Source organism: Dehalococcoidia bacterium (assembly GCA_030648205.1).
Lineage (GTDB): Bacteria > Chloroflexota > Dehalococcoidia > JAUSIH01 > JAUSIH01 > JAUSIH01.
Map to the genome: position 1 here is coordinate 1 of JAUSIH010000106.1, position 23173 is coordinate 23173.

The 23173-nt window shown below is 62.4% G+C and carries 20 protein-coding genes; 10 read left to right on the top strand and 10 right to left on the bottom strand.

Annotation, left to right across the window (positions count from 1 at the left end; all coding sequences use genetic code 11):
* The first annotated feature begins 104 nt into the window (after nucleotides 1-104).
* The 3 genes from Q7T26_11900 (at nucleotide 105) to Q7T26_11910 (ending at nucleotide 3026) form a co-directional block, all read left to right on the top strand.
* The gene (locus Q7T26_11900; protein ID MDO8532842.1) at nucleotides 105-1862 is read left to right on the top strand and encodes a hypothetical protein; all 1758 of its coding nucleotides are present in this window, start codon (nucleotides 105-107) and stop codon (nucleotides 1860-1862) included.
* A gap of 20 nt (nucleotides 1863-1882) precedes the next feature.
* Entirely contained in the window at nucleotides 1883-2437 is a 555-nt protein-coding gene (locus tag Q7T26_11905; GenBank protein MDO8532843.1) for a PAAR domain-containing protein, read from the top strand.
* An 85-nt stretch (nucleotides 2438-2522) separates the two neighbouring features.
* Nucleotides 2523-3026 carry a hypothetical protein gene (locus Q7T26_11910; protein ID MDO8532844.1) on the top strand — a complete coding sequence of 168 codons (504 nt, stop codon included), beginning with the start codon at nucleotides 2523-2525 and terminating at the stop codon, nucleotides 3024-3026.
* 316 nt (nucleotides 3027-3342) lie between these two features.
* Here Q7T26_11910 and Q7T26_11915 read toward each other — a convergent pair whose 3' ends face one another.
* From Q7T26_11915 to Q7T26_11940, 6 genes are all read right to left on the bottom strand, one after another.
* Nucleotides 3343-4881, bottom strand: a complete 1539-nt coding sequence (locus Q7T26_11915; protein ID MDO8532845.1) for a hypothetical protein — start codon at nucleotides 4879-4881, stop codon at nucleotides 3343-3345.
* A 326-nt stretch (nucleotides 4882-5207) separates the two neighbouring features.
* The gene (locus Q7T26_11920) at nucleotides 5208-6827 is read right to left on the bottom strand and encodes a hypothetical protein (protein MDO8532846.1); all 1620 of its coding nucleotides are present in this window, start codon (nucleotides 6825-6827) and stop codon (nucleotides 5208-5210) included.
* Nucleotides 6828-7298: 471 nt separating this feature from the next.
* Nucleotides 7299-8264: a glycosyltransferase family 2 protein gene (locus tag Q7T26_11925; GenBank protein MDO8532847.1), complete on the bottom strand. Its 966-nt coding sequence runs from the start codon at nucleotides 8262-8264 to the stop codon at nucleotides 7299-7301.
* 72 nt (nucleotides 8265-8336) lie between these two features.
* Entirely contained in the window at nucleotides 8337-9158 is an 822-nt protein-coding gene (locus Q7T26_11930) for a class I SAM-dependent methyltransferase (protein ID MDO8532848.1), read from the bottom strand.
* 396 nt (nucleotides 9159-9554) lie between these two features.
* Nucleotides 9555-10787, bottom strand: coding sequence for a DNA polymerase IV (dinB, locus tag Q7T26_11935; GenBank protein ID MDO8532849.1), 1233 nt, complete (start codon nucleotides 10785-10787; stop codon nucleotides 9555-9557).
* 133 nt (nucleotides 10788-10920) lie between these two features.
* The gene (locus Q7T26_11940) at nucleotides 10921-11886 is read right to left on the bottom strand and encodes a hypothetical protein (protein MDO8532850.1); all 966 of its coding nucleotides are present in this window, start codon (nucleotides 11884-11886) and stop codon (nucleotides 10921-10923) included.
* A gap of 235 nt (nucleotides 11887-12121) precedes the next feature.
* On the opposite strand from Q7T26_11940, the gene Q7T26_11945 reads away from it, so the two are divergent.
* From Q7T26_11945 to Q7T26_11955, 3 genes are all read left to right on the top strand, one after another.
* Nucleotides 12122-12673 (top strand): metallophosphoesterase family protein, encoded by a 552-nt coding sequence (locus tag Q7T26_11945; GenBank protein MDO8532851.1) that lies wholly within the window; start codon nucleotides 12122-12124, stop codon nucleotides 12671-12673.
* A 1-nt stretch (nucleotide 12674) separates the two neighbouring features.
* Entirely contained in the window at nucleotides 12675-14459 is a 1785-nt protein-coding gene (locus Q7T26_11950; GenBank protein MDO8532852.1) for a hypothetical protein, read from the top strand.
* A 101-nt stretch (nucleotides 14460-14560) separates the two neighbouring features.
* Nucleotides 14561-15436, top strand: coding sequence for a zinc metalloprotease HtpX (locus Q7T26_11955; GenBank protein ID MDO8532853.1), 876 nt, complete (start codon nucleotides 14561-14563; stop codon nucleotides 15434-15436).
* A gap of 88 nt (nucleotides 15437-15524) precedes the next feature.
* Here Q7T26_11955 and Q7T26_11960 read toward each other — a convergent pair whose 3' ends face one another.
* Entirely contained in the window at nucleotides 15525-16385 is an 861-nt protein-coding gene (locus Q7T26_11960) for an alpha/beta hydrolase (protein MDO8532854.1), read from the bottom strand.
* A 115-nt stretch (nucleotides 16386-16500) separates the two neighbouring features.
* Here Q7T26_11960 and Q7T26_11965 point away from each other — a divergent pair, with 115 nt between their 5' ends.
* Together Q7T26_11965 and Q7T26_11970 are read left to right on the top strand one after the other, a co-directional pair.
* Entirely contained in the window at nucleotides 16501-17100 is a 600-nt protein-coding gene (locus Q7T26_11965) for a DUF3105 domain-containing protein (GenBank protein MDO8532855.1), read from the top strand.
* 88 nt (nucleotides 17101-17188) lie between these two features.
* Nucleotides 17189-17704 (top strand): DUF350 domain-containing protein, encoded by a 516-nt coding sequence (locus Q7T26_11970; protein ID MDO8532856.1) that lies wholly within the window; start codon nucleotides 17189-17191, stop codon nucleotides 17702-17704.
* Between the two features lie 38 nt (nucleotides 17705-17742).
* Here Q7T26_11970 and Q7T26_11975 read toward each other — a convergent pair whose 3' ends face one another.
* Both Q7T26_11975 and Q7T26_11980 read right to left on the bottom strand, forming a co-directional pair.
* The gene (locus Q7T26_11975) at nucleotides 17743-19047 is read right to left on the bottom strand and encodes an MFS transporter (protein MDO8532857.1); all 1305 of its coding nucleotides are present in this window, start codon (nucleotides 19045-19047) and stop codon (nucleotides 17743-17745) included.
* Nucleotides 19048-19113: 66 nt separating this feature from the next.
* Nucleotides 19114-20253: a MaoC family dehydratase N-terminal domain-containing protein gene (locus tag Q7T26_11980; GenBank protein ID MDO8532858.1), complete on the bottom strand. Its 1140-nt coding sequence runs from the start codon at nucleotides 20251-20253 to the stop codon at nucleotides 19114-19116.
* 157 nt (nucleotides 20254-20410) lie between these two features.
* Between Q7T26_11980 and Q7T26_11985 the strand changes: the two genes are divergently transcribed.
* Entirely contained in the window at nucleotides 20411-21232 is an 822-nt protein-coding gene (locus tag Q7T26_11985; GenBank protein ID MDO8532859.1) for a biotin/lipoate A/B protein ligase family protein, read from the top strand.
* Between the two features lie 241 nt (nucleotides 21233-21473).
* Here the strand turns inward: Q7T26_11985 and lepB are convergent, their stop codons facing one another.
* Nucleotides 21474-22142 (bottom strand): signal peptidase I, encoded by a 669-nt coding sequence (lepB, locus tag Q7T26_11990; GenBank protein MDO8532860.1) that lies wholly within the window; start codon nucleotides 22140-22142, stop codon nucleotides 21474-21476.
* A gap of 34 nt (nucleotides 22143-22176) precedes the next feature.
* Here lepB and sodN point away from each other — a divergent pair, with 34 nt between their 5' ends.
* A complete protein-coding gene (gene sodN, locus Q7T26_11995; protein MDO8532861.1) occupies nucleotides 22177-22692 on the top strand; it encodes a superoxide dismutase, Ni in 516 nt (171 codons plus the stop codon).
* Nucleotides 22693-23173 lie beyond the last annotated feature (481 nt).

The following is a 23173-nucleotide window of genomic DNA, read 5'->3' on the forward strand; positions in this document are numbered from 1 at the left end:
TGAACGGCAAGTTCAAGCCGTACAACTCGGGGGCGAACGCGAAGGAGATCGACGCGGGCAAGGGCAAGCCCTATGAGACCATCCGGTACGTCGCCAAAACGGCGATGGTGGACTGGAGCCTCATCGCGCGACGCTGGTCTGAAGTCAAGAACGGCACCATCGGCAACGGCCGCTTCCCGAGGTACACTCTGGCCTACGTTAACAAGGAAGGCAAAGTGCTGCCTCTGAATGAAGGCACGGTGATCGCCTTCAACCCGGTACGTCTCGCCGCGCAAGGAGGCGATTTCGGGGTTAGCGTCTATCAAAACGGGCAAGTGCTTGCATACGATAACGCGTTTCGCTACACTCTCGCACCCGGTGAGAACAAACTGGGGTTCGCTGTCTACGGCAAAGTTGACGGGGCATGGGAATACGTTGATTTCAGATACGTCACCGTCCGTTACGAAGCAGGCGAAGTAGTTATCAGTCCGGACAGCGTGACACTCACCCCACGCGGCAGCAGGACGTTCACTGCTACGGTGAACGGCAAGATGCCTGGCGCCGGCGTGCTGACATGGAGCGTGGACGAAGGCGCGGCGGGCGGCACTGTCACCAACTTCGGCATGTACTCCGCCCCGAACCAGATCGGCACGTACCACGTGACCGCGGCCCTCGCCTCGGACAAAACGAAGAAGGCGACGGCCACCATCACCGTGTCACAGGTGGCCCTGAACCTGCGGCCGGCGACCGCCACGGTGGCGGCGGGCGGCAAGCAGGCCTTCATAGCCGAGGTGACCGGCAACCCGGAAACGCGCGTCACGTGGAAGGTGGAGGAGAGCGGCGGCGGGACTGTCACGCCGGAGGGCGTGTTCACCGCGCCGTCCCAGCAGGGCACGTACCACGTCGTCGCCACCAGCCGCGCGGACCCGTCCCAGACGGCGCGGGCGACCGTGAGCGTCATCGTGCCCACGCCCACGCCCTTGCGGTTCACCCTGGCACTGTTCCCAAGCGAGGTTGTGCTGCTCCCCGGCGCGAAGCAGGAGTTCCGGGCTTCGCTTCTGGGCTTGAGCGACACCCGTGTGAATTGGAGTGGGATCCCCAATCAGGACATACCCGTTCAGGCATCTGAAAAGCCCGTCACCTTCGTCGCGTCGGACGTCGGCGACTACACAGTGCGTGTGAATAGCGTGGCTGACCCCACCAAGCACGCCGAGGCCAAGGTGAAGGTGGTGCCGGGCGTGTGGGTGCTCACCGGCAAGACGGAGACCAAGCTCCCGCCGAACGTTGCCACGGGCATGCCGAAGCCCACCGGATCGGTCTCCCTTTCCGGCGGGAGCGCGACGGCGTCGAACCAGACGGGGACACAGATATCCAAGTGGCGCTTCACATGGACGGAGCCGCCCGCCAGCCTGCCCGTGGGCCAGACGTTCAAAGGGACGCTTTCAACGCAGGACGCGGGGTCCGCGTACGATCCAAAGGCATTGCAGTTCCCGAGCGGGAGCGTGATTATCCGGGTGATGAGCGGGACGGACATCGTGAAAGATGGTTACGTGGATGCGGGCGCGGGCCGCAGTCTGCGCGGCGATTACCCGTTCATGCCCTCCGCGTCCAAGTCGTATGAGCTCCCCGTTCAGAAGGGACGGGTGGACGGCCCGCCGCTCAGCATTTCGGCGCAGGTGGTAGCGGCGACGAGCCTCGGCGAAAGCTTGACTTGGACGCAGATTTGGGGCGAGTTGCTCTACAAGTACGAGCTGCGGCCCTTGTTCGATCCGTCCGCCGTGCCGACGCCCGCTCCAACGCCGACGCCGCCTCCCAAGCCGCAGGTCTCCGTGGAGTTCACGTATCCCATGGGGCAGAGCCCGAAGGTCTTCACCGAGGGCTAGGCGCGAAGGCGACTCTTTCGATGCCGGACGGAACGCGCAAGGACGTGTCGGACTCAGTGGTCTGGTCGGGCGACGCCACGTTCAGCCCGCCCAAGGGCAGTCAGACAAAGCCGACGTTCAACCGCGCATCCCGCCTGGATGACGGGCCGCGCCAGGTGACTATCTCCGTGGAGGCGGAGGGCGTCAAGGCGAGCGCGACGCAGACGCTCCAGACGGTGAACCCGCGCAAAGGCTACGCGCGTCTCGGCGACAAGGTGTTCGCGCCCGCCATTGGAGGAGGCAGCCCGGGCGCTCCGTTCGCCGTCACCGGATTCATAGCCTCCGGCAGCCCCACGGTGACGATTGGCGGCTTCCCGGCGGCGCGCATGGGCGACGTTGGCGCTCACTGCTGCTCCGACGGGGCGAATACCTTCATCATAACGTCCGGCGACTCTCAAGTGCTCATTGACGGCAAGCCTGCCGCAAGGAAACAGGACAAGACCACGCACGACTGCACCGGCCGCACGGACGCGGTGAACTGCGGCGGGACCGGGATTGGCAGCGTCGTGGAGGTAGCGTCGGAGACGCTACCGTGACGGGGTGAGACAAACGCAAGGACGCGAGAGACGCGCCACAAAGGGTCCGGACTATCCGCGTAGAGACGAAAGCGGTCCCGTTGACATGGAAAAGCCCCTCAAGGCGAAAAAAGCGCGGCCAGCTCGCCTGAATGCCGATGAGAAGCAACTAAGCGCCTTGAGAGTGATCATGGGGTCGTTCCTCGTCCTGGGAACCATCGGCGCCGTGGCCGGGTTTGCGCTGTTCATCGTCGGTCTCGTCTTCCAGATCACGAACCCGTCCGGGCCGCTCAACGCGATCTTCCTGCTCGGGATGGGCGTCTACATCCTGCCGGCGGGCGCGCTCAGCCTGATATCGTCCATCGGGATGCGGCAGAAAAAAACCTGGGGACGCACCGTGGCGATGGTGGTGTTGTGGCCGATGGCCGTGCTCGGAGCGCTGGGCGTCGTCGCCAGTCTTGTCCAGTTGCAGATCGGCGCGGCCTTCCTCAGTTCGCTGATGTCGGCTTTCGGCTGGCGCTATATGCGCTGTCTCAACAGTAAACCGGTCAGGGCCTATTTCAATCCAAGCGCGGCGCCGGTGCCCTCCGCGCAGGTAACGAACGGCTGATTCCAGCGGGCGCAGGCGACCGCTCTGTCGTCCGGACACTCGCCTGGCGTGTTACGGCTGCCGCGAGAGCGACGGCGTGTTGAGCGTGTAGCCGCGCTCTGAGGCCTCGTACAGCGCGGCCAGGGACAGGGTGCGGCTCGCCTGCACGGATTGACCTCCAAATCACACGCATCGAGCACATTCTAGACCAGGCTTAGAACTTTTGAAAAGAGACCGCTAAATCCTAAACATTGTTGGGGGATGGAGCCGGAAGAGAAAGACGGCCTCGCCAGCTTCGCGAAGTAGTGCGACGCGCGCGCTTTTCCGAGCCAGTTCCCTACCGCAGGTCCGCCACTTGGACGCAAGCAGCGCCGGGGACATTAGGACACTCGCCTCCTTCAAGAACCTCAATCTGTGGAGCGGAAGCACCTATTCGAAGCTCCACCGCGTCTTTCAAGTCCGCGCTGAACAGGGCGAGAGGCACCTTAGGCTCCCGTAGCACAAGATAAACCTTGGATGCGGGCGTCCGGGCCATCTGGACTTGGATATCTCGGGTGACCCTGGTGACAGCGTCCGTCCACATGGCGCCTTCCTGGGTAAGCATGCGAAGGGCGTGAATACTCTGGGCCATATGCCAAGCCACGAGAGAGGCCACAACTCCGGCCAGAAGCCAAATCACCAGCGGACGACCAACGTACCTGCGAGCAAGCATGAACCCTGCCGCGAACACGGTTGCAGTTAAGATGGCGGCACCCACCAGGGCCATATAGGCTCTAGTCGGTATGGGTACATTGAGGGACACCAGAGGAAGGAGGGTAATCACCACCCATAGGGTAGAAAAGAGCGCCAAGCGCGCCCACCACGCTGGCAGAGCAGCGGGAAGCGCTCGTTGCAGCCAACTGACCAGCGCCCAGCCCAGGCCCCCAACACAGGAAAGGGCGACGTAAACAGCTACCACGGACACACCTGAAAACCCGCCGATCATGCTATGCCACGGGCCCATATCTATGGGCGAGAAAAGCGTCGCCAGATAGACGAGACCGAGTTGCCCCGCATGGAGCAGGCCGCTGACAGGGCCACCCCCAAGGACGGTAAAGGGATATGTCACTGGCCCTAGCGCTAAGCGGATAGCCCAATACACAGCCACCAGGACCATGGAAATCAGCACTACGGCTCCGGCTTTTGCCAATGCCCCAGGGATCCAAGGCCCTTGGTTCCTAAGCGCACAGACCGCGATGAGCAGGCCGGGGATGACTACCGCCGACTCTCTCGATCCGAGGGCGAGCACCAGAGCAGCCACCGCCCCAGATGCCAGGGCCATGGAGCGTTTCACTGTGCACGCCTCCAAGTACAGCAGAAAAAGGAACACTGTCAAGAGGACCCACAGAGTTCCGAGGCTATCCTGCCGCCCCGCCAGCCACGACGCAGGCAGGGTTGCCGCTTGGTGCGCGCCGAAAAGCAGGGCCGCCCCTGCGCTGACACCTCGATGGCGGGTGACCCTCCACACAAACAGATAAATGAGCAGCGCCACCGAGAGATGAATAGCCAAGTTGGTCAGGTAGTAGAAGACGGGGGTCGTGCCAGTCACATAGTAATTCGCCATCACCGAAAGCTTATTGACGGGCCGCCAGGTTAGGACGAAAGCCGCTCCGGTTCCCCGCAGGCTGGTCAGGAGAGCGGGCAGTGACTCCCCACGGGTGATATTGATCCAGGAGTAGTCGTCACTGACGAACTGATAAAGGGGCGCATACGGCAAATAGATCGCGGCAACAACCAGGAACAGCCCACAGATTACGACCAGGTGGCGTAAGAAATGCGCCTTCTTGCGCCCACGAATCGCTTCTGCGCGCGATAGGTACTCCAGTAGCGTGGCCATACTTCCCCCACAGCGGCCCGTCGGAGGCCCCCTGACCACATTGTACGACTTCATAGCATGCAAATCCCCAGGTGACTTGTCTTCTATAGAGCCTTACAAAGACTTCTAGATACGGAACATGCCGGGACGTCTCCAGCACGCGCACAATCCGGGGTCTTATGGCGACAGTTCACAACTCAATGCAAGGCTGCGTAAATAGCCACCAAACAACAACTATGCCCGCCGAGTACGCTACAAGGACACCTGCTTTGCCAAAGATGCGCCTTCGGGGCTGGTCCTCTTGGCGCAGGAATCCGGAGGCTACAAGAAGGCAAAGAAATATGCGATCAACCGCTTCTGGCGACTTTCCCGCCGCGCCATCCTCCGGCGACGAACAGACCTGCGACCAGAGCCACGGTGATCAATGAAACCGCAAGGCCCCATCCGATGATGGGCGGCTGGTATTCAAATGTGTAACGATGAGTTCCAGGCGCGGCGCCCACTGAAAGGACTCCTTCGTAACTGGTAACGGCTGCGGCATGGCCGTCGTCGGCGCGCACATACCAGCCGGGATAAAACGTCTCCACGACCACCAAACGGTCCCCTGCCTGAGCCGTGGCCGTCACGACCACTCTCCCAGGTTCCAGAACATCCACCAACGCAGGCCGGACGTTGTCTGCTTTAGGCTGACCGTCGGATGGAAGTACGAAAGCGTAGGGCAGAGCCGCGGCATACTCAAGAATATCCACGCCTTCGACGGTGGACAGGAGACGATAACCGTCTTGGAGGAACGCCTGGCCCATGCCTCCGGGGAGCAGCATGTAGCGGCCCCGCACAGGAAGCGAGGAGAGGCCAGGGAGGTCTGGAGAAGGAGTAAGCCGCAGAGGCAGCCTGATCTGAGGGACCGCGGGAGAGCCCCAAGGGTACCATCCGTAGTAGGAATCCAATATCTTCATGCGAGCAGCCACCAGATTGTACTGCACATTCGTTCTCCTGGGATTAACGCCGGGCGGCCGCTCATAAATTTGAACATAATATACCCCGGGATCGTATTGCCGGAGCCAGGTTATGGCGCGGCGTAGACCGTCTTCCAACCGCGAGTTGACGCCTTGATCGGGTAGAGGACCGGATGTGTAGAGCACGTACCCGTTAGCCACAAAGACCGTCAGAATGCCCAAGGCCAGGATACCGCCTTTAAGGTGGCCCAGCCAGCCTGACGGTCGCCAAAAGCTAAACCCAATGGCGCTCAGAACCGCCAGAGAGCACGTCGTAAGCACCAGGGCGCGCAAAGGGATCCGCGACATGTCCAAGAACGGGATGATCTGAACAAGCCAATGGAACGGGGAGTAGGGGTAGGCCTGGCCGACGAGCAGGACGGAGACGATGCCCAGCGCAGCGAATCCAATGACGTGACGTCGCGTCTCCCGCTGGCGCCAGGCATAGTACAGGAAGGGCAGCCCCAAGAAAGGCGCCAGGCCTAGGAAAGCGTAGGCGTCTCCATAAGAGGAGCCGAGAACCGCCAGGTTCGGTGGTCGCAGAAGATCCTTCAACGTGCCGTAAAGGTCGTCGGAGCCGTGAAACGGGGCGCTGAAGCGGGCCATCGTAGGTATCACCTGCAGGGAGGGAAGCAGACGCACCGCCGCCAGCCCAAAGGCAAGGGCCAGGATCCCCCCATAGAGCCCGACGCTGGATAATACAGGGCGCCAGCTTCGGGCCTCCGCACCGGCGACAGTGGCATATGCCCCAGCGACGACGGCGCCGCCCACCAGCGCATACCAGACAAAATAGTAGTTGCCCGCGAATACAGGCATGGCGATGCTGAGGGCCGCGAGGGCAATCCAGAGGACGCGCCTGCTTCGCAACGCCATCAGGGTGAACGCCAGGGAGAAGGGTATCCACGGATACGCCAGAATATACTCGGGTTGGCCGGCGGCAAACTTACTGGCCAGGTTGCCAGAGAGCATCACGAGGGCTGCCGACCAGAGGCAAAGGGGCCGCGATAAGCCCACTGCCCGGGCTAATGTCCACTGTCCCAAACCCGTGAGGAACAGCGAAAGCACAATAGCGACCTTCATTCCGGGGATTACGCCGAAAGCCACCACGGGCAAGAGAAGGACAGGATACAGATAGTGGGCTTGCGGATCGGCTAGATAAGGCTGACCCGTGGTGTAATAGGGATTCCAGAGGGGAAACCGGCCCGCTAGTATGCTTTCCCGGACAAAGGTGTATGGTGCAATGTGCGTGTCAAAATCGCTCCCCAGGGGGAGAGCATCGCTGGGCCGGAGCAAGACGGGCAGGGAGTACAGGACTGCCAGAAGAGCTAGGGCGACAATGTGATATCTGAACGAATGTAGGACGTCCACTAGGTGGCCTGTTCGCATGGTGGGGATAGTTTAGCAGATGCTCTAGGGTGCCACAAGGTCAGGAAGGACAGCCCGCTAGCTAGCCTTTTCCTCCGGGACCCTTTTGCCATGAGCAAATTCACCTCTGACCAAAAAAAGGGGCCTCGCCTTGATTTCGTCGAAAACGACAGCTATGTATTCCGAAATAACCGCGAGGACTAGTGCCTGCACAAATCCCGTGAGCCCGATCAACGCGGTGAAGGTAGCCCAGCCTGGAATAGCCAGATTCGTAAACAATCGGACCAGAATTGCTGTGACTCCTATCAGCAGAAGGCCAAGCCCACACAGGATGGCCAGTAAGCTCGCGTAGCGCAGAGGAGCACTAGAAAAAGAGAGCAGCCCTGTGAGAGCGAGCCGAACCAAGCCCAGGAGGCCAACCCGACTCTTGCCGTGGTGGCGGTCTGGCCGCTCGTACGGCACAAAGGACTGCTTGCCTCCAACCCACGCCCGCAGGCCTGCGAAGTACCGGTGGCGCTCTCGCATACTGTTGAGCACATCTACAACCCGTCGATCCATCAAACAGAAAGTTCCAACTTGTTTGGGGATCGGCGGGTGTGCCGTCTTCTCCAGAAGCCAGTAAAAAAGTGCTATCGCTACACGCTTCGGCCAGGACTCCCCTCGACGCGTGCGCAAGCCATAGACCACATCAGCACCAGAGCACCATTCGGCGAAGAACTGGGGGAGGATCTCAGGCGGATCCTGGAGGTCTCCATCCATCACGACGACGGCATCGCCGCGCGCCAGAGCAAGGCCTGCGCTGAGAGTTGACATATGTCCAAAATTCCGGAAAAGGTCCACCACCCTCAGCTCTAGAATATCCCTGCTCATGGACACCAGGGTTTGGAGGGTCTGATCTGAGCTGCCATCGTTGATGACCAGCATCTCAAAAGGCACACCCAGCCCACGGCAGCTTCGGACCACGCGCTGCACCAATTCCGCGACGCCACCCCCCTCGTTGAATACCGGGGCGACAACCGAGAGGACGGGACGGGAGGAAGTCATGGAGTCCTCCAAAGCCGGTATGTAGGCAGGGACTCTGCGTCTAGGATGCTTCTCTTTACACTACAGTTTACACTACGGTGCGGACCTGGGATGCGATCCCTGCGGCTGTGTTCTGATTGTCACCGCTCCCGACCCCCGACGCAACAATGCTATCAGGCTGACACCCTCTCCAAAACCCTGGGCACGCCTTCCTTCTAGCACATCCACGAGCACCTTGGACTCGCTGGCAAGAACCTTTGCCAAAATACTATTCAAGGGCTGCATAGGGATGCTGAAGTCTGTCCCAGCGGCCCCCCAGGCACGCCCACGCCAACGGCTTAGCGCCCGCATTAGTTTGACTACCGGATACAGACGCGTATTATAGTACGAAAGCAGGCGCGTCGTCACAGGCAGACCCTCCCACAAACGCCCAAAGCCGCGCATATCGTAGCGACGATAGTGCCCAAAGCTCACGTCGTGCTCGCTCCACAAAGACATATCAGCAGGCACGGTAAGAAGAAGATGAGCGCCTGGGGCAGCAGCGTCCAGAAGGGCTGATAGAAACGCGAAGTCGTCAGGAATGTGCTCCAGGACATCCATCAACAACACAATATCAGCTTGTTGCACCACATCCGTGACATCGGCAGGCGCAAGGACATGGATGAAGCGGACCTGCTGGAAACGGCTTCGAGCAAAACGGATCGCCTCTTCGGACGTATCTATACCCACACGGGTATAGCTCTCAGCCAGTGCGGCAATATTCCCTCCCGTACCGCAGCCGATGTCAACCACCGTGAGAGTCTTGGAAGTGGGGAATAGGCGAGAGACCAACTCCCGCATGATCTGCCTTCGACCGAGAAACCACCAATGCCGCTCTTCAATATCTGCATGGAGCTTGAACTGATCAATTTTCATGCTCTCCCTCGCCTGATCTGCTAGAACCTATTCCAAAATTCGGCTTCATGGTTCGACAAGCTCACCATGAACAGGAAAACCACCGCTCACCCTGAGCTTGTCGAAGGGTGAGCAGGCATTTTGAAATGACTTCTAGGACATGCCTCGGCGGTGCGTTCCCAAGGTGGGCGAGAGACAGGCCTGGCGTCACGTTGGTATCCCGGCAGGATATGGGGAAAAGTGATGAGAAAGCCTCTAGTCCCTCTACACGCAACAAGTATAGACGCGCCGACGTCGCCTGCCAAGACCGTAAAAATAGGCACCTTAAACCCCTAAACGCCCATGAAGAAATTCTTGCTGAAGCCCGCCCGGGACACCCTGCGCTAAGTTCCGTGCCGAGGCCGCGGGAGGTTACGGCTACCGCGAGAGCGACGGCGTGTGGAGCATGTAACCGCGCTCTGAGGCCTCGTACAACGCGGCCAGAGACAGGGTGCGGCCCGTCTGCACGGCTAGGAAACCGTGGAGGGCGCGTATCCTGTCCACCGCCCTGGACAGGCGCACCGCCCGCCCGGCAGGCGCGTCAAAGAGCGAGAGCTGCGCCCCTTCCACGAACTCCGCCACGCCCACGCCAATCAGGCGGACAGGCGCCCACCGTTGCGCCAGCGCTCGCGCCAGAAGCGCCTCTGCCTGCCCATACACCTGGTCGTCGGACGCGATGGCATGCCGCAGGGTGCGATGCCCTTCCACGGTCTCGAAGTCGGCGTAGCGCACCTTGCACGTCACCGTGCGCGCCCACTTCCCTTCCCGGCGCAGCGCGGCGCCGACGCGCTCCGTCAGGTAGCGGAACACGCCGCGCAGGAAATCGCGGTCGGTGGCGTCCTTCGCGAAGGTCGTCTCCCGGCTGATGGACTTGGGCGGCTCAAGAGGATGGACGTGGCCGCCACCCTGGCCCCGCGCGCTCCGACGCAGGCCCTCGCCCCAGACGCCCAGACGATAGCGCAGGACACTCTCCGGCAGCGCCGCCAGACCGCCGATGGTGCGGACACCCAGGCCGTGCAAGAGCATCTCCGTCTTGGGGCCGACGCCCGGCAGCTTGCGGACATCCAGCGGCGCCAGGAAGCCCGCCTCGCCGCCAGTCGGAACCTCCAGTTGCCCGTCCGGCTTGCAGAGGTCGGACGCCACCTTCGCCACAACCTTGGACGATGCGATGCCCACGGAGGCCGTCAGTCCAAGCTCCTTGCGCACGCGCTCCCGGATGCGCCGGGCCGTACGTCCGGCGGGGCCATACATCTGCTCGAAGCCCGTCATGTCCATGTAGGCCTCGTCCAGACCCAGCGGCTGCAGGTCAGGGGTGAAGTCTCCCAGGATGTCCATGAACCGACGGGAGAGGTCGCTGTAGAGGTGGAAACGGCCGGACACAAAAATGGCCTGAGGGCAAAGGCGCTGCGCCTGCGCCAGGGGCATGCCGGCGTGGAGGCCATAGGGACGCGCCTCGTAAGAGGCGCAGGCGACCACGCCCCGGCTGCCCGGCTCGCCGCCGACCACCACGGGCCTGCCCCACAGCTCGGGCCGGTCAATGCGCTCCGCTGAGACGAAGAACGCGTCCAGGTCAACGTGGAAAATGCAGCGCGGCATAAGAGTATAGAACATGCGTTCTTTCCCATGTTAAAGCCGCGCCCAGCGCTTGTCAAGGAGACGAACACAGGACAATCACCGTACAACATGCCTTTTATTATGTGCTTGCTCATTATGCTCAACAGCTAGACGCGCAGTGTTAGACCGCCTATGGAAACTGTTGAGTGCCAAAGATTTTTCTTCGTGATTTGGCTTCCTCGTAATCTTCAACTGGCAAGGATTTGATAGCCCTTTGGACGGCATCAATGATCAAAGGAACACAGAATTTGCGAACCGAATACTGGTCAAGAATTTGGAATTGAAATTCTCCCATTATGTGATGAAACAAAGCTTGCTCTCCGTTGATACCCACGTCGGACAACAAGTCGAATGCCGGAGAGCCGTTGGCTTGAGAAACAAAACGGATTACGAGCTCGCTATTAGGAGGCAACTCGTTGATTTCAAGTTGATAGTTCGGAGTGGGTTGCTTTCCACCATACATTGTCACAGACGACCCGGATCCTTTGGCGATAGCCGTGGACCTGATTCGCTCCGGCTCACACGTCACTGCCGCACCAACGGGCCTTTTCACTATCTCACAGCCAACAACTGGTTCAGGAAACTGAATCCGAAGGTGCAAATAACGCAGCATCCTCCGGCTTTGATGCGATACTTCTAGCCAGTGCTCCCGATACTTCATAATGTCGTCGCCCGTTACTTGCGCTGGTACCCCGCTCGTTAGCGTGAGACCTCTGCCTGTCTCAAGCCGTATGCTTGGCAGAGCCGGGATTCCGCCACCACTCACAATGAACTTTCCAATATCCGCCTTCCAATTGAGCAGCACGTCTTTCGAGTACGTAGGGGGATCTTTGTCTACAAGGTCACTGCATGCATGGCAAAGCCATATAGCATTATCAATTCCCGTGCGCTCTTCCTCGGTTTGCTCAGAATCAAAACGAGGCCCACCGGGGGCAGCAGCACAGATATGTGCCGCAACTCCGCTAGTTAAAGCCTTTTGTGGGTCTGAATGAGGAACCACTGTGAGAGCATGACACTCTGGGCGACTGCACAAATAAGCCGCTCTCTGGGCAACAGTTCTCTTCACTCCCTCAGAAAATTCTTGTCTAGTGGACATTACCTACCCTCGTGTCAAGATGCCTCCAACGCATATAGGATGCGCACTGGTGTGCACCCGAGCGGCGGCGTGGTGCCCCGGACTCGTCGGCACGTCTTATGCACCACGATCCGCTGACCATCCTCGCAAGGTCGAGTATAACAGAGGGCATGATAAGTCCGTCTTTCCCGACCGTGACAGTGTGAGCGAAAAGCCGCTACAATGGCGGGAGCAAGACCCTTTGGGAGAGCGGCCCGTGCGCATCGGCGTCATAGCGGACACCCATATCCTGAGGCCGGACGAGCGGCTGCCCGAGGCCGTCCTCCGCGCTTTTCGAGGCGTGGAGCTTATTCTGCACTGCGGCGACATCTACCACCTCTCGTGCCTGGACCACCTGGAGACGCTGGCCCCCGTCGTCGCCGTGCGGGGCTACCCTGACCCGCGCGTGCCAGACCCACGCCTGGCGGAGCCGACCCGCGTGGTCGAGGTCGCGGGGCTGCGCATCGGCATGGTGCACGACATCGGGTGGCCAGGGCCGCGCATCAAGGCGGACCAGACGCTGGAGTTGCCCCAGGACGAGCCGCTGTCCGAGGTGCTGCGCTGCAAGTTCGGTGGGCTGGTGAACGTCGTGGCCTTCGGGGACACCCACGAAGAGCTGGTGGAGACACACGACGGCGTCCTTTTCGTCAATCCCGGTAGCCCCACGTATCCCGGCATGCGGCACCCCATGGGCGAACTGGGCACGGTGGCCATCCTGGAGATCGTGTCCGGCCAGGCCCACGCCGAGATTTTGAAGCTCCGACCATAGCGTGAACAGGGCACTCGCTCCGCTTCTGCGCCACCCCGTCCTGGCCCTGAGCGCCGGCATCGGCCTCCTCTACGTGGCCATCGCGCTGCTGTGGCCCTCCGGCGTATTCTGGTCGCCGGACTCGAACTTGAAGTATGTCCAGATGCTCAGCCTGCGATGGGATGACGGCCTCCGCTTCGACATGCCTTATCCCGGCAGGGCGCTGGACCCGGACCTCCAGGCGGTGCCGCTGGGACCCACCTTCTACGAGATTCGACAGGGCAACATCCACATCGTCTGGCCCCTGCTGTTCGCCGCCATGTCTCTCCCCTTTTACCTGCTCTTCGGCCACGCGGGGCTTTTCCTTTTACCCGCCGCCTCAGGCGCGGGGACGGTGTACCTGACGGGACGCCTGACGGAGCGGCTACGGCCGGGAGCGGGCGTGTGGGCGGCGCTGGTCCTCGGCCTGACGACACCCGTGCTGTTCTACAGCGTGATGTTCTGGGAACACACTGTGGCCGTCTCCTGCGCCACCCTGGGCGCGTACCTGCTGCTGACCGCCCGCGACGGCTCCTCGTCCTGGCGGCTGGCGTTCGCGGGCGCGGCCATCGCCTTCGCGGCGGGCGGCCTGCGCGCCGAGATGTACGTCTTCGCCGCCGGGTTCTTCCTGGCCGTCCTGCTGTTCTATCAAGGCCGCGCCCGCTGGGCGACGCTGCTGCCGCTGGCCGCCGGCGCCGTAGTGACGAGCCTGCCCCTCTGGACGCTCAACTACATCACGAACGGGAGCCCCCTGCCGCTGAACGCCGCAAAGAATTTCTCCACCATCACCCTGGACTATCTCTCCCAGAACGGCATGTACGCCATCGTCCACCTGCTGGTGGGAGACGGCGCGCCACTGGAGGTCGCCTTCCTCTTCTGCATGGCCGCAGCGGTCGCCATCGCCGTATTCCAATGGACGCGCGGGCCTGGACGTGGATCGCTCCTCAATCTGTCCCTCATCGTTCTGTCCGCCGCGGCCTGGGTTATTTTCGCTGTATCTCTGCCACCGTTCAATTACCCTACGCAGAAGGTGTTCAACTTCCACGGCTTCCTGGCCATCAGCCCGTTCCTCGTCTTCGGCATGCTCACCCGCGTGCGCGCTCTAGATGATGCTGCCGACCGGACGCGGCGCATGCTGGCCCTGGCGACGTTCCTCTACGCTGTCCTGTACCTAGTCTCCATCAGCCTGGTCAGCGCGATTGGCCCGAACGGCGGCGCGCTGGAGTGGGGCCCCCGCTTTTTCCTGGGCATTTACCCTCTGCTGACCGTCCTGGCCGTGACGTCGGTCGCCTACCTCCTGCGCATGCCTGAGATGGCCGCCGCGCGACGGGGGTTGCTCACGTTGGCCGTTGTCCTGGCGCTGGCGGGAACCGCGTTTCAGACGGTCGGACTTTTGGGCGTGGCCAGGGACGTGGCGCTGAACCGAGACCTGATAGCCCATGTGCGCGCCCTGCCGCCGGAGGAGCCTATCGTCACCGACTCCTGGTGGATGCCCGTAACCGTGCCGACCGAGTTCTTCAGCCACCGGATGCTGTTCCTCCCCTCGGCGGAGCAATTCCGCGACTGGGTACCCAAGGCGCGTGACCGGGGTATGCGCAGCTTCCGCATGGTGTCCTTCACTCCCGGCCTGCAAAACAATCTGCTGCGCCCTCCCTGGCCTGAAGGCATCCGATTGGAGTCCGGCAACGTTCAGCGGGCAGTGGATGGTCTGTACTTTGTCCAGATACGCGTACAGGACGCCGGCCCCACGCCCCAACAGGCGCGGTGAGGGCCAGCCTGTATCCAGCAAGAACTTGCTATAATATGAGTGGTGTCCCAATGGACGTACAGGACGAGACCGACAGGTCTGGATTCAAGGGGGGAAGAGCTGTGAGTTGGACAAGTACCATCAAGACGGCATTTCTGCTTACCGCCCTCACCGTGATCCTGGTGCTCATGGGGGGCGTGCTGGGCGGAACAGCGGGCGTAGTCATGGCCTTCATATTCGCGTTTGTCATGAACTTCATCGCCTACTGGTTCTCCGACAAGATCGCCCTGGCTATGGCGGGGGCCAAGCTCGTAACGGAGGAGGAAGCACGGGACCTGCACCAGATCGTGGAGGAGGTGGCCCTCCTGGCCCGCGTTCCCAAGCCCAAGGTGTACCAAATCGACAACGAGTCGCCCAACGCATTCGCGACAGGGCGCGACCCGGAGCACGCGGCGATAGCGGTCACCACCGGCATCATGCGGCTGCTGAACAAGGACGAGTTGCGCGGCGTGCTCAGCCACGAGTTGAGCCACGTGCGCAACCGGGACACCCTGGTCATGACCATCGTGGCCACGGTGGCGGGCGCCATCACCATGCTGGCCCAGATGGCCCAGTGGGCCATGATCTTCGGCGGCTCTGGGGGCAGGGACAGGGACAATAACAGCGGCGGCGGTCTTGGCCTGGTGGCGGGGCTACTGATGATCATTCTGGCGCCCATCGCCGCCATGCTCATCCAGCTCGCTATCTCACGGGCGCGGGAGTACGGCGCGGACGAGACGGGCGCGCGCATCATCCAAGACCCGCTCCCCCTGGCGAGCGCCCTGGAGAAGATGGAGGCGGGCGTGCAGCGCAAGCCCCTGGACGTGAATCCCGCCGCGTCTCACCTCTTCATCGTCAACCCGCTCCGCGGCGACTTTGTCGGGAGCCTTTTCAGCACTCACCCACCCGTCAAGGACAGGGTGGAGCGGCTGCGCCGGATGATCATCACCATCCAGTAAAAGCTCCCATGCCCTACGCGGCAAAAACTAAGGGGGCGTTCCGGTGGAGCGCCCCCTGCCGCATCTCTCTCAGACCAAGCCCTGAGGGCTATGCGCGCTTTGACTTCTGCCCCTTCAGGAAGGGACGGACCGCCGCCAGGAAGCCGTCCGGGTTGTCGCCGGGGACGGTATGTCCCGCTCCCTCCACTACCGCGTACTGACATCCGGGGATTGCCTCCACCACCTTACGGGCGGCATCGCCAGACAGCACGTCGCTTACCGCGCCGCGGATGAGGATAGTGGGACACTGAATGCGGCGCACGAACGGCCAGAGGTCCACCCGTCCGCGAGTCCGCTCCAGTTCCGCGCTGCGGAACACCTTGTCGTACTTCCATGTCCACTTGCCGTTGGGGAGCTGCTTCAGGTTCCAATTCAGGCGCTCCCGCAGGTTCTCCAGAGAGCGGCGCGGATTGAACTTGTGCGCCTGCTCCACAAAGGCTTCAACCGAGTCCAACTCCTCGGTATCGGAGGCGAACCGCCTGATGTTCTCTCGCCCTTCCTTCATGGTCTCCGGGCCTATGTCCACAACGACCAGCGCCCGCACCCGCTCCGGATGGGTTGCGGTGTAGTAAATGGAGTTGCGGCCTCCCATGGACAGGCCAATCAGAATGAAAGGCTCCAGGCTCAGGCCTTCCACGAAGCCGTTGATGTCCCGCTGGTACGCCTCCATCTTGTAGTCGCCGTCGGGCGCCCATGCGCTGTCGCCGTGGCCGCGCTGGTCGAGGGCAAGGATATGGTAATCAGCGGCCAGGACGCGGGCGACCTCATCCCAGCTATGGGCCGTCTGCAGAGCGCCGTGCAGCATCACCACGAGGGGCGCGCCGGGCTTGCCCCATTCCAGATAGTGGAAACGCAGGCCACCGATGGTAATGGTCCTGTCCGTGGGTCTCACGCGGCTCGCCGTCGTCATACCACCCTCCTGGGACATTGTTTGCAGCTACAGGCGGGTGTAAGATAAGTGTTCAACCCGCCAGCCCACGGGAAACTATACGCTGGCTCCGGGAAAATCGCAACCGGGAGGACATATGGCCCCATCTTCGAGTAAAGGCAAAGCGCACAAGCAGGGACCGCAGAGACGCTCGAAAGGCGTGAGCCCCTACGTTTACCTTGGCGTCGGCGCCGTGGCCATCGTAGCGATAGCCCTGGCTATCACGCTCGTCAGCCAGGCGAACAGGCCCGGCGAGGAAGCGCCCCTCATGGCGGCCCAGTTCCGGAATGCCCACTCATGGCTTGGCACATCCATGGACTCCAACCCCAACGGCGACGGCATCCCCTACACCACGGACCCGCCGACCCACGGCCCACATACGACTTACCTTGCCCGCTGGGGCGTTTACAAGGAGGCTGTTCCCAGGGCTGTCCTCGTCCACAACATGGAGGACGGCGGCGTGATCATCTGGTACAACCCCAGCCTGTTGTCCCAGATGGGCCTCAAATTGCTCACCGACATCGTCGAGGGCTATCCACAGCACGTGGTCCTGACGCCCTACCCGTCCCTGTCCACGCCTGTTGCGGTGACGGCATGGGGCCGCATCCTGCGTCTGACCGCGATGGACACGGGCAAGGTGTTCGATTTCATCAACGCCTATAAGGGGATTGACCACCACGTGGCAGCTCAGGGGTGATGTTGCGCCCTGTCGCGCCCAGTGCTAGGATTTCCGACGCCCACCGGTGATCGGTGGAGAGAATACTGAACAGGAGGCGACTGTTTTAGTGGAACTGCTTGCAAAGCTCATCGTATGGCTCATTCAGTTGGTCATTGGCCTGGGTCTTGCCATGGGGTCAATCTCCATGGCCATCCGGCTCCTGAACAAGCTGACCCCTGGGATTGACGAAGAGGAGGAGCTGAAAAAGGGGAACGTTGCTGTCGGCGTCATGATGCTGGGCGTGGTCATCGCCACGGCTCTGGTGGTCTCTTCCGGTGTGGTCGGCCTGACGCAAGCGGTGACAGGCGTGTCCGGCGTCAACCTCATGGACTACGTCATCGCTATTATCTTCGGCCTCATTCAGCTTGCCGCGGGCGTCGGCTTCGCCGTGATCTCGATCTACCTGGCCTTCAACATCTGGGACAAGATTACGACAAGCATTGACGAGAAGGCAGAGCTGGCGCGGGGGAACGTCGCCGTCGGCATTGTCATGGCGGGCGTCATCATCGCCGTGGCGCTCGTGATTCGAGAAGGCGTCAGCGGCCTGGCGGGCGCGCTTGGCGCCGTGGGCCCTATTCGCTAACCCCTTCTACGCCCTGGCCTTTGGAAGAGACCCCGGTCTTACGCCGGGGTCTCTGGTTTTGCCAGACGTTTCGGCGGACCGGGCGGCGTGGACAGGATGGCGAAGACGACTGATACGGCATAAGCCAGGGCGAAGAGCAAGAACGGGATCGTGTAGCTGTGATTCATGTCATACAGGATACCGGCCACGGCGGGGCCAATCGCGTTGAGTATCTGGTTAAAGAGCGTGGTCGTGCCGCGGATGCGCGCCAGCGCGCCCCGGCCATAGTAGTTCGCCCAGGCCACCAGCAGCAGGGGCGTGCCTCCTCCCAGACTGAAGCCGTACAGAACGGCGTACACATAAGCCATGACGGTGTCCTTCGTCATGACCAACGCGATCATGCTCAGCGTGGCGATGATGTAGTTGATGATCAGACATCGCCGGGGCCCCAGCCTGTCCACCAGGAACCCCCAGGTGACCGTGCCCAGTCCCGCGCATAGCGATATAAGGCTTAGCGCGCCGACGGCAAGTGTGGGCGGCACGCCCACGTCCAGCATGTGCGGAAGCTGGTGCAGGTTGGCGGCCCCCACGACCATGTAGAAAATGCCGGATATGCCCGCGAGCATCCAGAACGTCGGGGTGCGCATCGCCTCGTTCAGGGTGTAGGTCGTCTCCAGTTCCGCCGAGGAGACGGAGGCGGAGGTCGGCCCCTTGGAGACATCCCCATCCGGGAGCATGCCAACGTCTTCCGGCTTGCGCCGAATAAGGACGGCGGTGGGAATGACCGCCAACACCCACACGATGACTCCCATGACCACCCATGCCCAGCGCCAGTTGTACGACGTGATGATGAAAATGGACAGGAACGGCAGGACGGCCCCTCCGATACGGTCACCCATGTAGGTGACGCCCAGAGCGCGCCCACGCTTCCGAATGAACCAGTTGGATACGGCCACCCCCAGAGCCACGGTAGTGGCGCCCATGAAGATCATGCGCCCGATGGAGAAGAACAGGTAGAACTGCCACAGGGACGCGGTAAGGGCGAGGCCGAACATTGCGGCGCCCAGCAGGACCGACCCCAGGGCCAGAATAGCCCGGCTCCCATGCTTGTCCATGACGGGGCCGAGGGCCAGCCCCAGAGGTCCGCCCAGCAGCGAGCCGATGGTGGTGGCTATGGATATGGTACCGCGGCTCCAGCCGAACTCCGCCTCCATAGGCTTCATGAAGACGGAGAGCATGGGGTTGGACATGCCCGACTGCATGAACGTGACAAGCACGCCCACGGCCACGATGACCCAGCCGTAGTAGAAGGGCGTCTTTAGAGGAACTGATTGGGTTGTTGCAGCCGCCGGATGGTCAGCCAAGCGTATTTCTCGCGTGTGTCAAAGGAAAGGGCCACCTGCGCGGCGGCCCTTTGTGTTACGTTCCGCCTACTGTGGCCTGCTGGGCAGCCGTACGATTGCGCGTCCCGTGGTGGTCTTCTCCCCGCGCTGGTTATCGCCCCATATCTCGCACTCCACCAGCTTTTCGCCGTCCTTCTCGAACTTCTTCACCATGCGGCCGTGGAACCACGTCGTATCGCCCACGATATTGGGCCTCCGAATCTGCACCTCCAAGCGCTTCACGAAGGCGTCATCGCCCGCCCAGTCGGTCACCACGTGCGCCACCCACGAGATGCGCTGCCCGCCGATGTCGTAGCCGCCGGGCAGGCCGCTCTGCTTGGCGTACCATGGGTCCCAGTGCGCCGCCTCCGGGAAGTCCGGCACGTTCGTCTCCGGGTTGACGATGCGCGCGCGCGGATGTGAGTGCATGTACAAGTGCGCGATGCGGTCCGTCTTGCACAGCGGCGAGCCCCAGCCCATCAACCAGGTGACCATGCTGTTGACCGTGAGCGGCCCCTTGACCAGCGTGATCATGTCCTCGCCGTCCTTGACGTCGTCCCAGTAGCGCGGTGTGGCGCCCCGACGTTGGGCAGGCTCCTTCGCGTACTGCTCCTCGATGGCACGCACCTCATCATCCGAATATTTGTAGAGGGTGATGGCGTTGTACTTACCCTTCTCGCGGGATGGCCCGCGCTCCAGGCGCATGTTCACGTGCCACCGGTGGGCCACCACCTCGTCGCGCTGGTTGATGTACGTCACCTTGTCAATCTGCTCGAACATGCGGCCCGCGTAAGAGCTGCGCCTCTCGTTGACCGACTCCAGCTCAGTGTAGCCATGAATAACGTCGCCGGGGCGCACAGGCCGGTAGTGCTCCCATTTGTCGCCGGCCCATAGCCCGAAGACGCCCGGCAGGCCGTGCCCTCCTCCGCCACCCGCGCTGGAGCAGCTTAACAGAAAGGTGGGAGGCGCGAAGATGCCTCCCCAGCGCGTCTTCCTGGCGTACTCCACGTCCGTGTAGAGCGGGTTGTCATCGCCATACCCCTCGCAGAAGTGCCAGATGTTGTCCTCGGTGACCAGGTTGTTCCAGGGCTTGATGGGATGCTTGACGCCGATGCGCGAGCGGACGGCCGCCAGTACCTCTGGCGTGACGCGCGCGTCGCCGTGGTACGTCTTCTGCGTTTCAGTCACGGGTGCTCTCCTTCAACGGTATCTGACAGACCAGTCGCATCATAGGCCGGGCCTCTCCAGGTGTCAAGGGCGTCTCCCGCGACGCGCCCCTCGCACCGACGGCCCGCGCTATACTAGACCGGCAATCAAGCGTGCGATAGCCTGGGGATGTCACGTCATGAGCGCTCAACGACAAGAAACATGGCGGCTCCTGGAAACGGGCGAGGCGCCGGGCGCGTGGAACATGGCGGTTGACGAAGCTCTGCTGCACTGCGTGGGCAGTCGCGGATGCCCGCCCGCCGTCCGCTTCTTCCGGTGGCGCCCCGCCTGCCTGAGTCTGGGCTACTTTCAGTCCGCCCGGCGCGACGTGGACCTGGAGCGATGCCGCGACCTGGGCGTTGACATCGTGCGGCGGCCCACAGGCGGGCGCGCGGTCTTCCACCACCAGGAGATGACCTACAGCGTAGCCGCGCCGGACGGCCATCCCGCCGTGGCGGGCGGAGTGGAAGCGGCCTATCGGAACATTGCGGCAGGGCTGGTCGCGGGCCTGCGCCGCCTGGGCGCCGACGCGCACCTTGCGCCGCCGCTGCCGCCCGGCGTGGCCTTGCCCCGCTCCGGCGCCTGCTTCGACGCGGCGGCGGCCTCCGAGGTCACGGTACGCGGACGCAAGATGGTGGGCAGCGCCCAGCTCCGCCGCGACGGCGCGGTACTCCAGCACGGCGCGCTCCTGCTGGACTTCGACGCCTCCCTGTACCTCTCCCTGTTCCGCAACGGGACGCGGCTGCCCGTGGAGGAGCTTGACCGCCGCGTCATAAGCCTGCGGGAGGCGCTGGGCCGCACAGTCACGCCAGAGGAGGTGGCGCAATCGCTCCGCGAGGGCTTCCAGCAGGCGCTGGGCGTCAGTCTGGAGCCGGGGGAGCTATGCGCGGAGGAGCGTCGCGCGGCGGAGGAGCTGATGCGGCAGAAGTACGGCAACACGGAGTGGAACCTGCGGCGCTAGCGTAGTGCTTTCGAAATCTCGTTACCTGCGAGACTCTGCACGTTGATTGCCCTTGCATGGTCCCTAGTCTTTCACCCAGGGAACCATCCCCAGTGCCCCCGTTCCTTCGACTTCGCTCAGGACAGGCTACGGGGGATCTGCCCCCTCTGGCTCCCTCGTGCCGGAGATTCCAGACGAAGCCCTTCCGTAACGAAGCGTTGGAAGCACTACACTGGTAGGCCGCGCGCAACGAGCGCGTCGCTTATCCCACTCTGCCCCATTTCTGACGCGGCCAGTAGCGGAACCACACCTTGCCCAGAATATGCCCGCGCTTCACGGGGCCAAAGGCGCGGCTGTCCCGGCTGTCCCTCCGGTTGTCCCCCAGCACCATGTACTCGTCATCGCCGAGACGCCACTGGAACGAAGCCGTGACATTCTCCGGCAGGCCACCTGTGTCCGTATCGTCCACAAGGCGCCCGTTGAGCCACAGCCTGCCTCGCTCCTGGCGCACCTCGTCTCCGGGCAGGCCGGCAATCCGCTTGACGCAGAGGACGTTGGGCCGAACGGGTTCGCGCGCCACCACAATGTCCCCGCGCGCGGGCGCTCGCACTCGGTAGGCCAAGCGGCTCACCAGCACGTACTGCCCCGCCGTCAGCGCGGGCGCCATGCTGTCCCCGTCCACCTCGACACGCATTGACCACAGCATGTCGCTGAGGACGCAGATAGGGCGTACGCGGAGCAGCGCGCGCAGAGTCCTGCCCCACCAACGGTCTCCACTCGCGCGGCGCTCCCCGGCGGCGGAGCGCGACCGCGGCGTCCCTTCCTGCGTGTCCATGAGGCTATTGTATCCGTCGGGATGGCCCGCGAGGAGGGTGAGGCACGCGGGCACACCTATCTGCGTGTTGCGCCGCGCCCCGTTGTTCCTGTACACTGGCTTGTCACACATTTCGCAATAAGGAGAGATTATGTCACTGCTTAACTCGGCATTCCTGCTCGCTCACCGCGTGTTTCCCGCCACCGTCGCGCACGCCCATTGCGACATCCCTTGCGGCATCTATGATCCCCATACAGCTCAGGTATCGGCCCTGACCGCCATCCGCATGAGCCAGCTTCTTCAGAACCTGAAGAAGCCCGGGCCAGACTGCACCCCCGCTGAGGTGAACGCGTTCATGACGGAGGTGAGCCGTCTGACGGCCGCCAAGGAGCAGCACGCGGAGCTGTGCAAGCACGAGTTGCGCATCCTCTGGGGCGACTACTTCAAGCCGGAGCACCTCCAGCAGGTCCCGGACCTCCATGACAAGTTCTGGAAGGCCCTGAAGCTGGCGTCCGCTGTCCGGCAGAAGAACGACCTGAAGACCGCCGAGGACCTGCTCACCGCGGTACAGCAGATAGCTGAGGCCTTCTGGAAGACGAAGGGCGCAAAGACAGCCAAGCAGCCCTCGCGCCACGCGGTGGGGTACGAGCTGGTCTACCCAGCCTAGCGCCGTCGTCCGTCACGTCATAGGCGGCGCTGCTTCGGTGGCAGCGCCGCCTGCTTTCTCGAATCTCCTCGCGATCACGGACAACGTGGGAGATTCCTCGCTTCGCTCGGAATGACAGACGCGCACAATGGCGGCTACCTGCCGCGCAGGGGCACAGTCATTCCGCGGAGGACGCCGGACGCCCGAAGGAGTCCGCCAGTTTCATATCTTCCCCTTGCCATCGAGAAGACGGGGGAGCACAATAACGCCCCGTGCAACAAGCGGGTGCAGGGCCGCAGCCCCCGCCGGAGGGTTTGGGAGGTGTCCTCCCAAGGTCACTTTGTTTCCCCCTTCTCCTCGTATGTATGGACTGGACACATGGTGGACGGGTGTTCGGAGACATGGTGAACACATTATGCATCGTCGGGCGGGCTCCGCAAGTCAATTTGCGCAATGGTACGGGTGGCGAAGACCACGTCCCAGGTGCCATCCGTCGCCGTGG

Coding starts and splice junctions, on each gene's coding strand:
- Q7T26_11930 (MDO8532848.1), bottom strand. CDS start 9,158: ATGAAAATTGATCAGTTCAAGCTCCATGCAGATATTGAAGAGCGGCAT.
- Q7T26_11965 (MDO8532855.1), top strand. CDS start 16,501: ATGGCCCCATCTTCGAGTAAAGGCAAAGCGCACAAGCAGGGACCGCAG.
- Q7T26_11905 (MDO8532843.1), top strand. CDS start 1,883: ATGCCGGACGGAACGCGCAAGGACGTGTCGGACTCAGTGGTCTGGTCG.
- Q7T26_11940 (MDO8532850.1), bottom strand. CDS start 11,886: ATGTCCACTAGACAAGAATTTTCTGAGGGAGTGAAGAGAACTGTTGCC.
- sodN (MDO8532861.1), top strand. CDS start 22,177: ATGTCACTGCTTAACTCGGCATTCCTGCTCGCTCACCGCGTGTTTCCC.
- Q7T26_11900 (MDO8532842.1), top strand. CDS start 105: ATGGTGGACTGGAGCCTCATCGCGCGACGCTGGTCTGAAGTCAAGAAC.
- Q7T26_11915 (MDO8532845.1), bottom strand. CDS start 4,881: ATGGCCACGCTACTGGAGTACCTATCGCGCGCAGAAGCGATTCGTGGG.
- Q7T26_11960 (MDO8532854.1), bottom strand. CDS start 16,385: ATGACGACGGCGAGCCGCGTGAGACCCACGGACAGGACCATTACCATC.
- Q7T26_11985 (MDO8532859.1), top strand. CDS start 20,411: ATGAGCGCTCAACGACAAGAAACATGGCGGCTCCTGGAAACGGGCGAG.
- dinB (MDO8532849.1), bottom strand. CDS start 10,787: ATGTTCTATACTCTTATGCCGCGCTGCATTTTCCACGTTGACCTGGAC.
- Q7T26_11910 (MDO8532844.1), top strand. CDS start 2,523: ATGGAAAAGCCCCTCAAGGCGAAAAAAGCGCGGCCAGCTCGCCTGAAT.
- Q7T26_11925 (MDO8532847.1), bottom strand. CDS start 8,264: ATGACTTCCTCCCGTCCCGTCCTCTCGGTTGTCGCCCCGGTATTCAAC.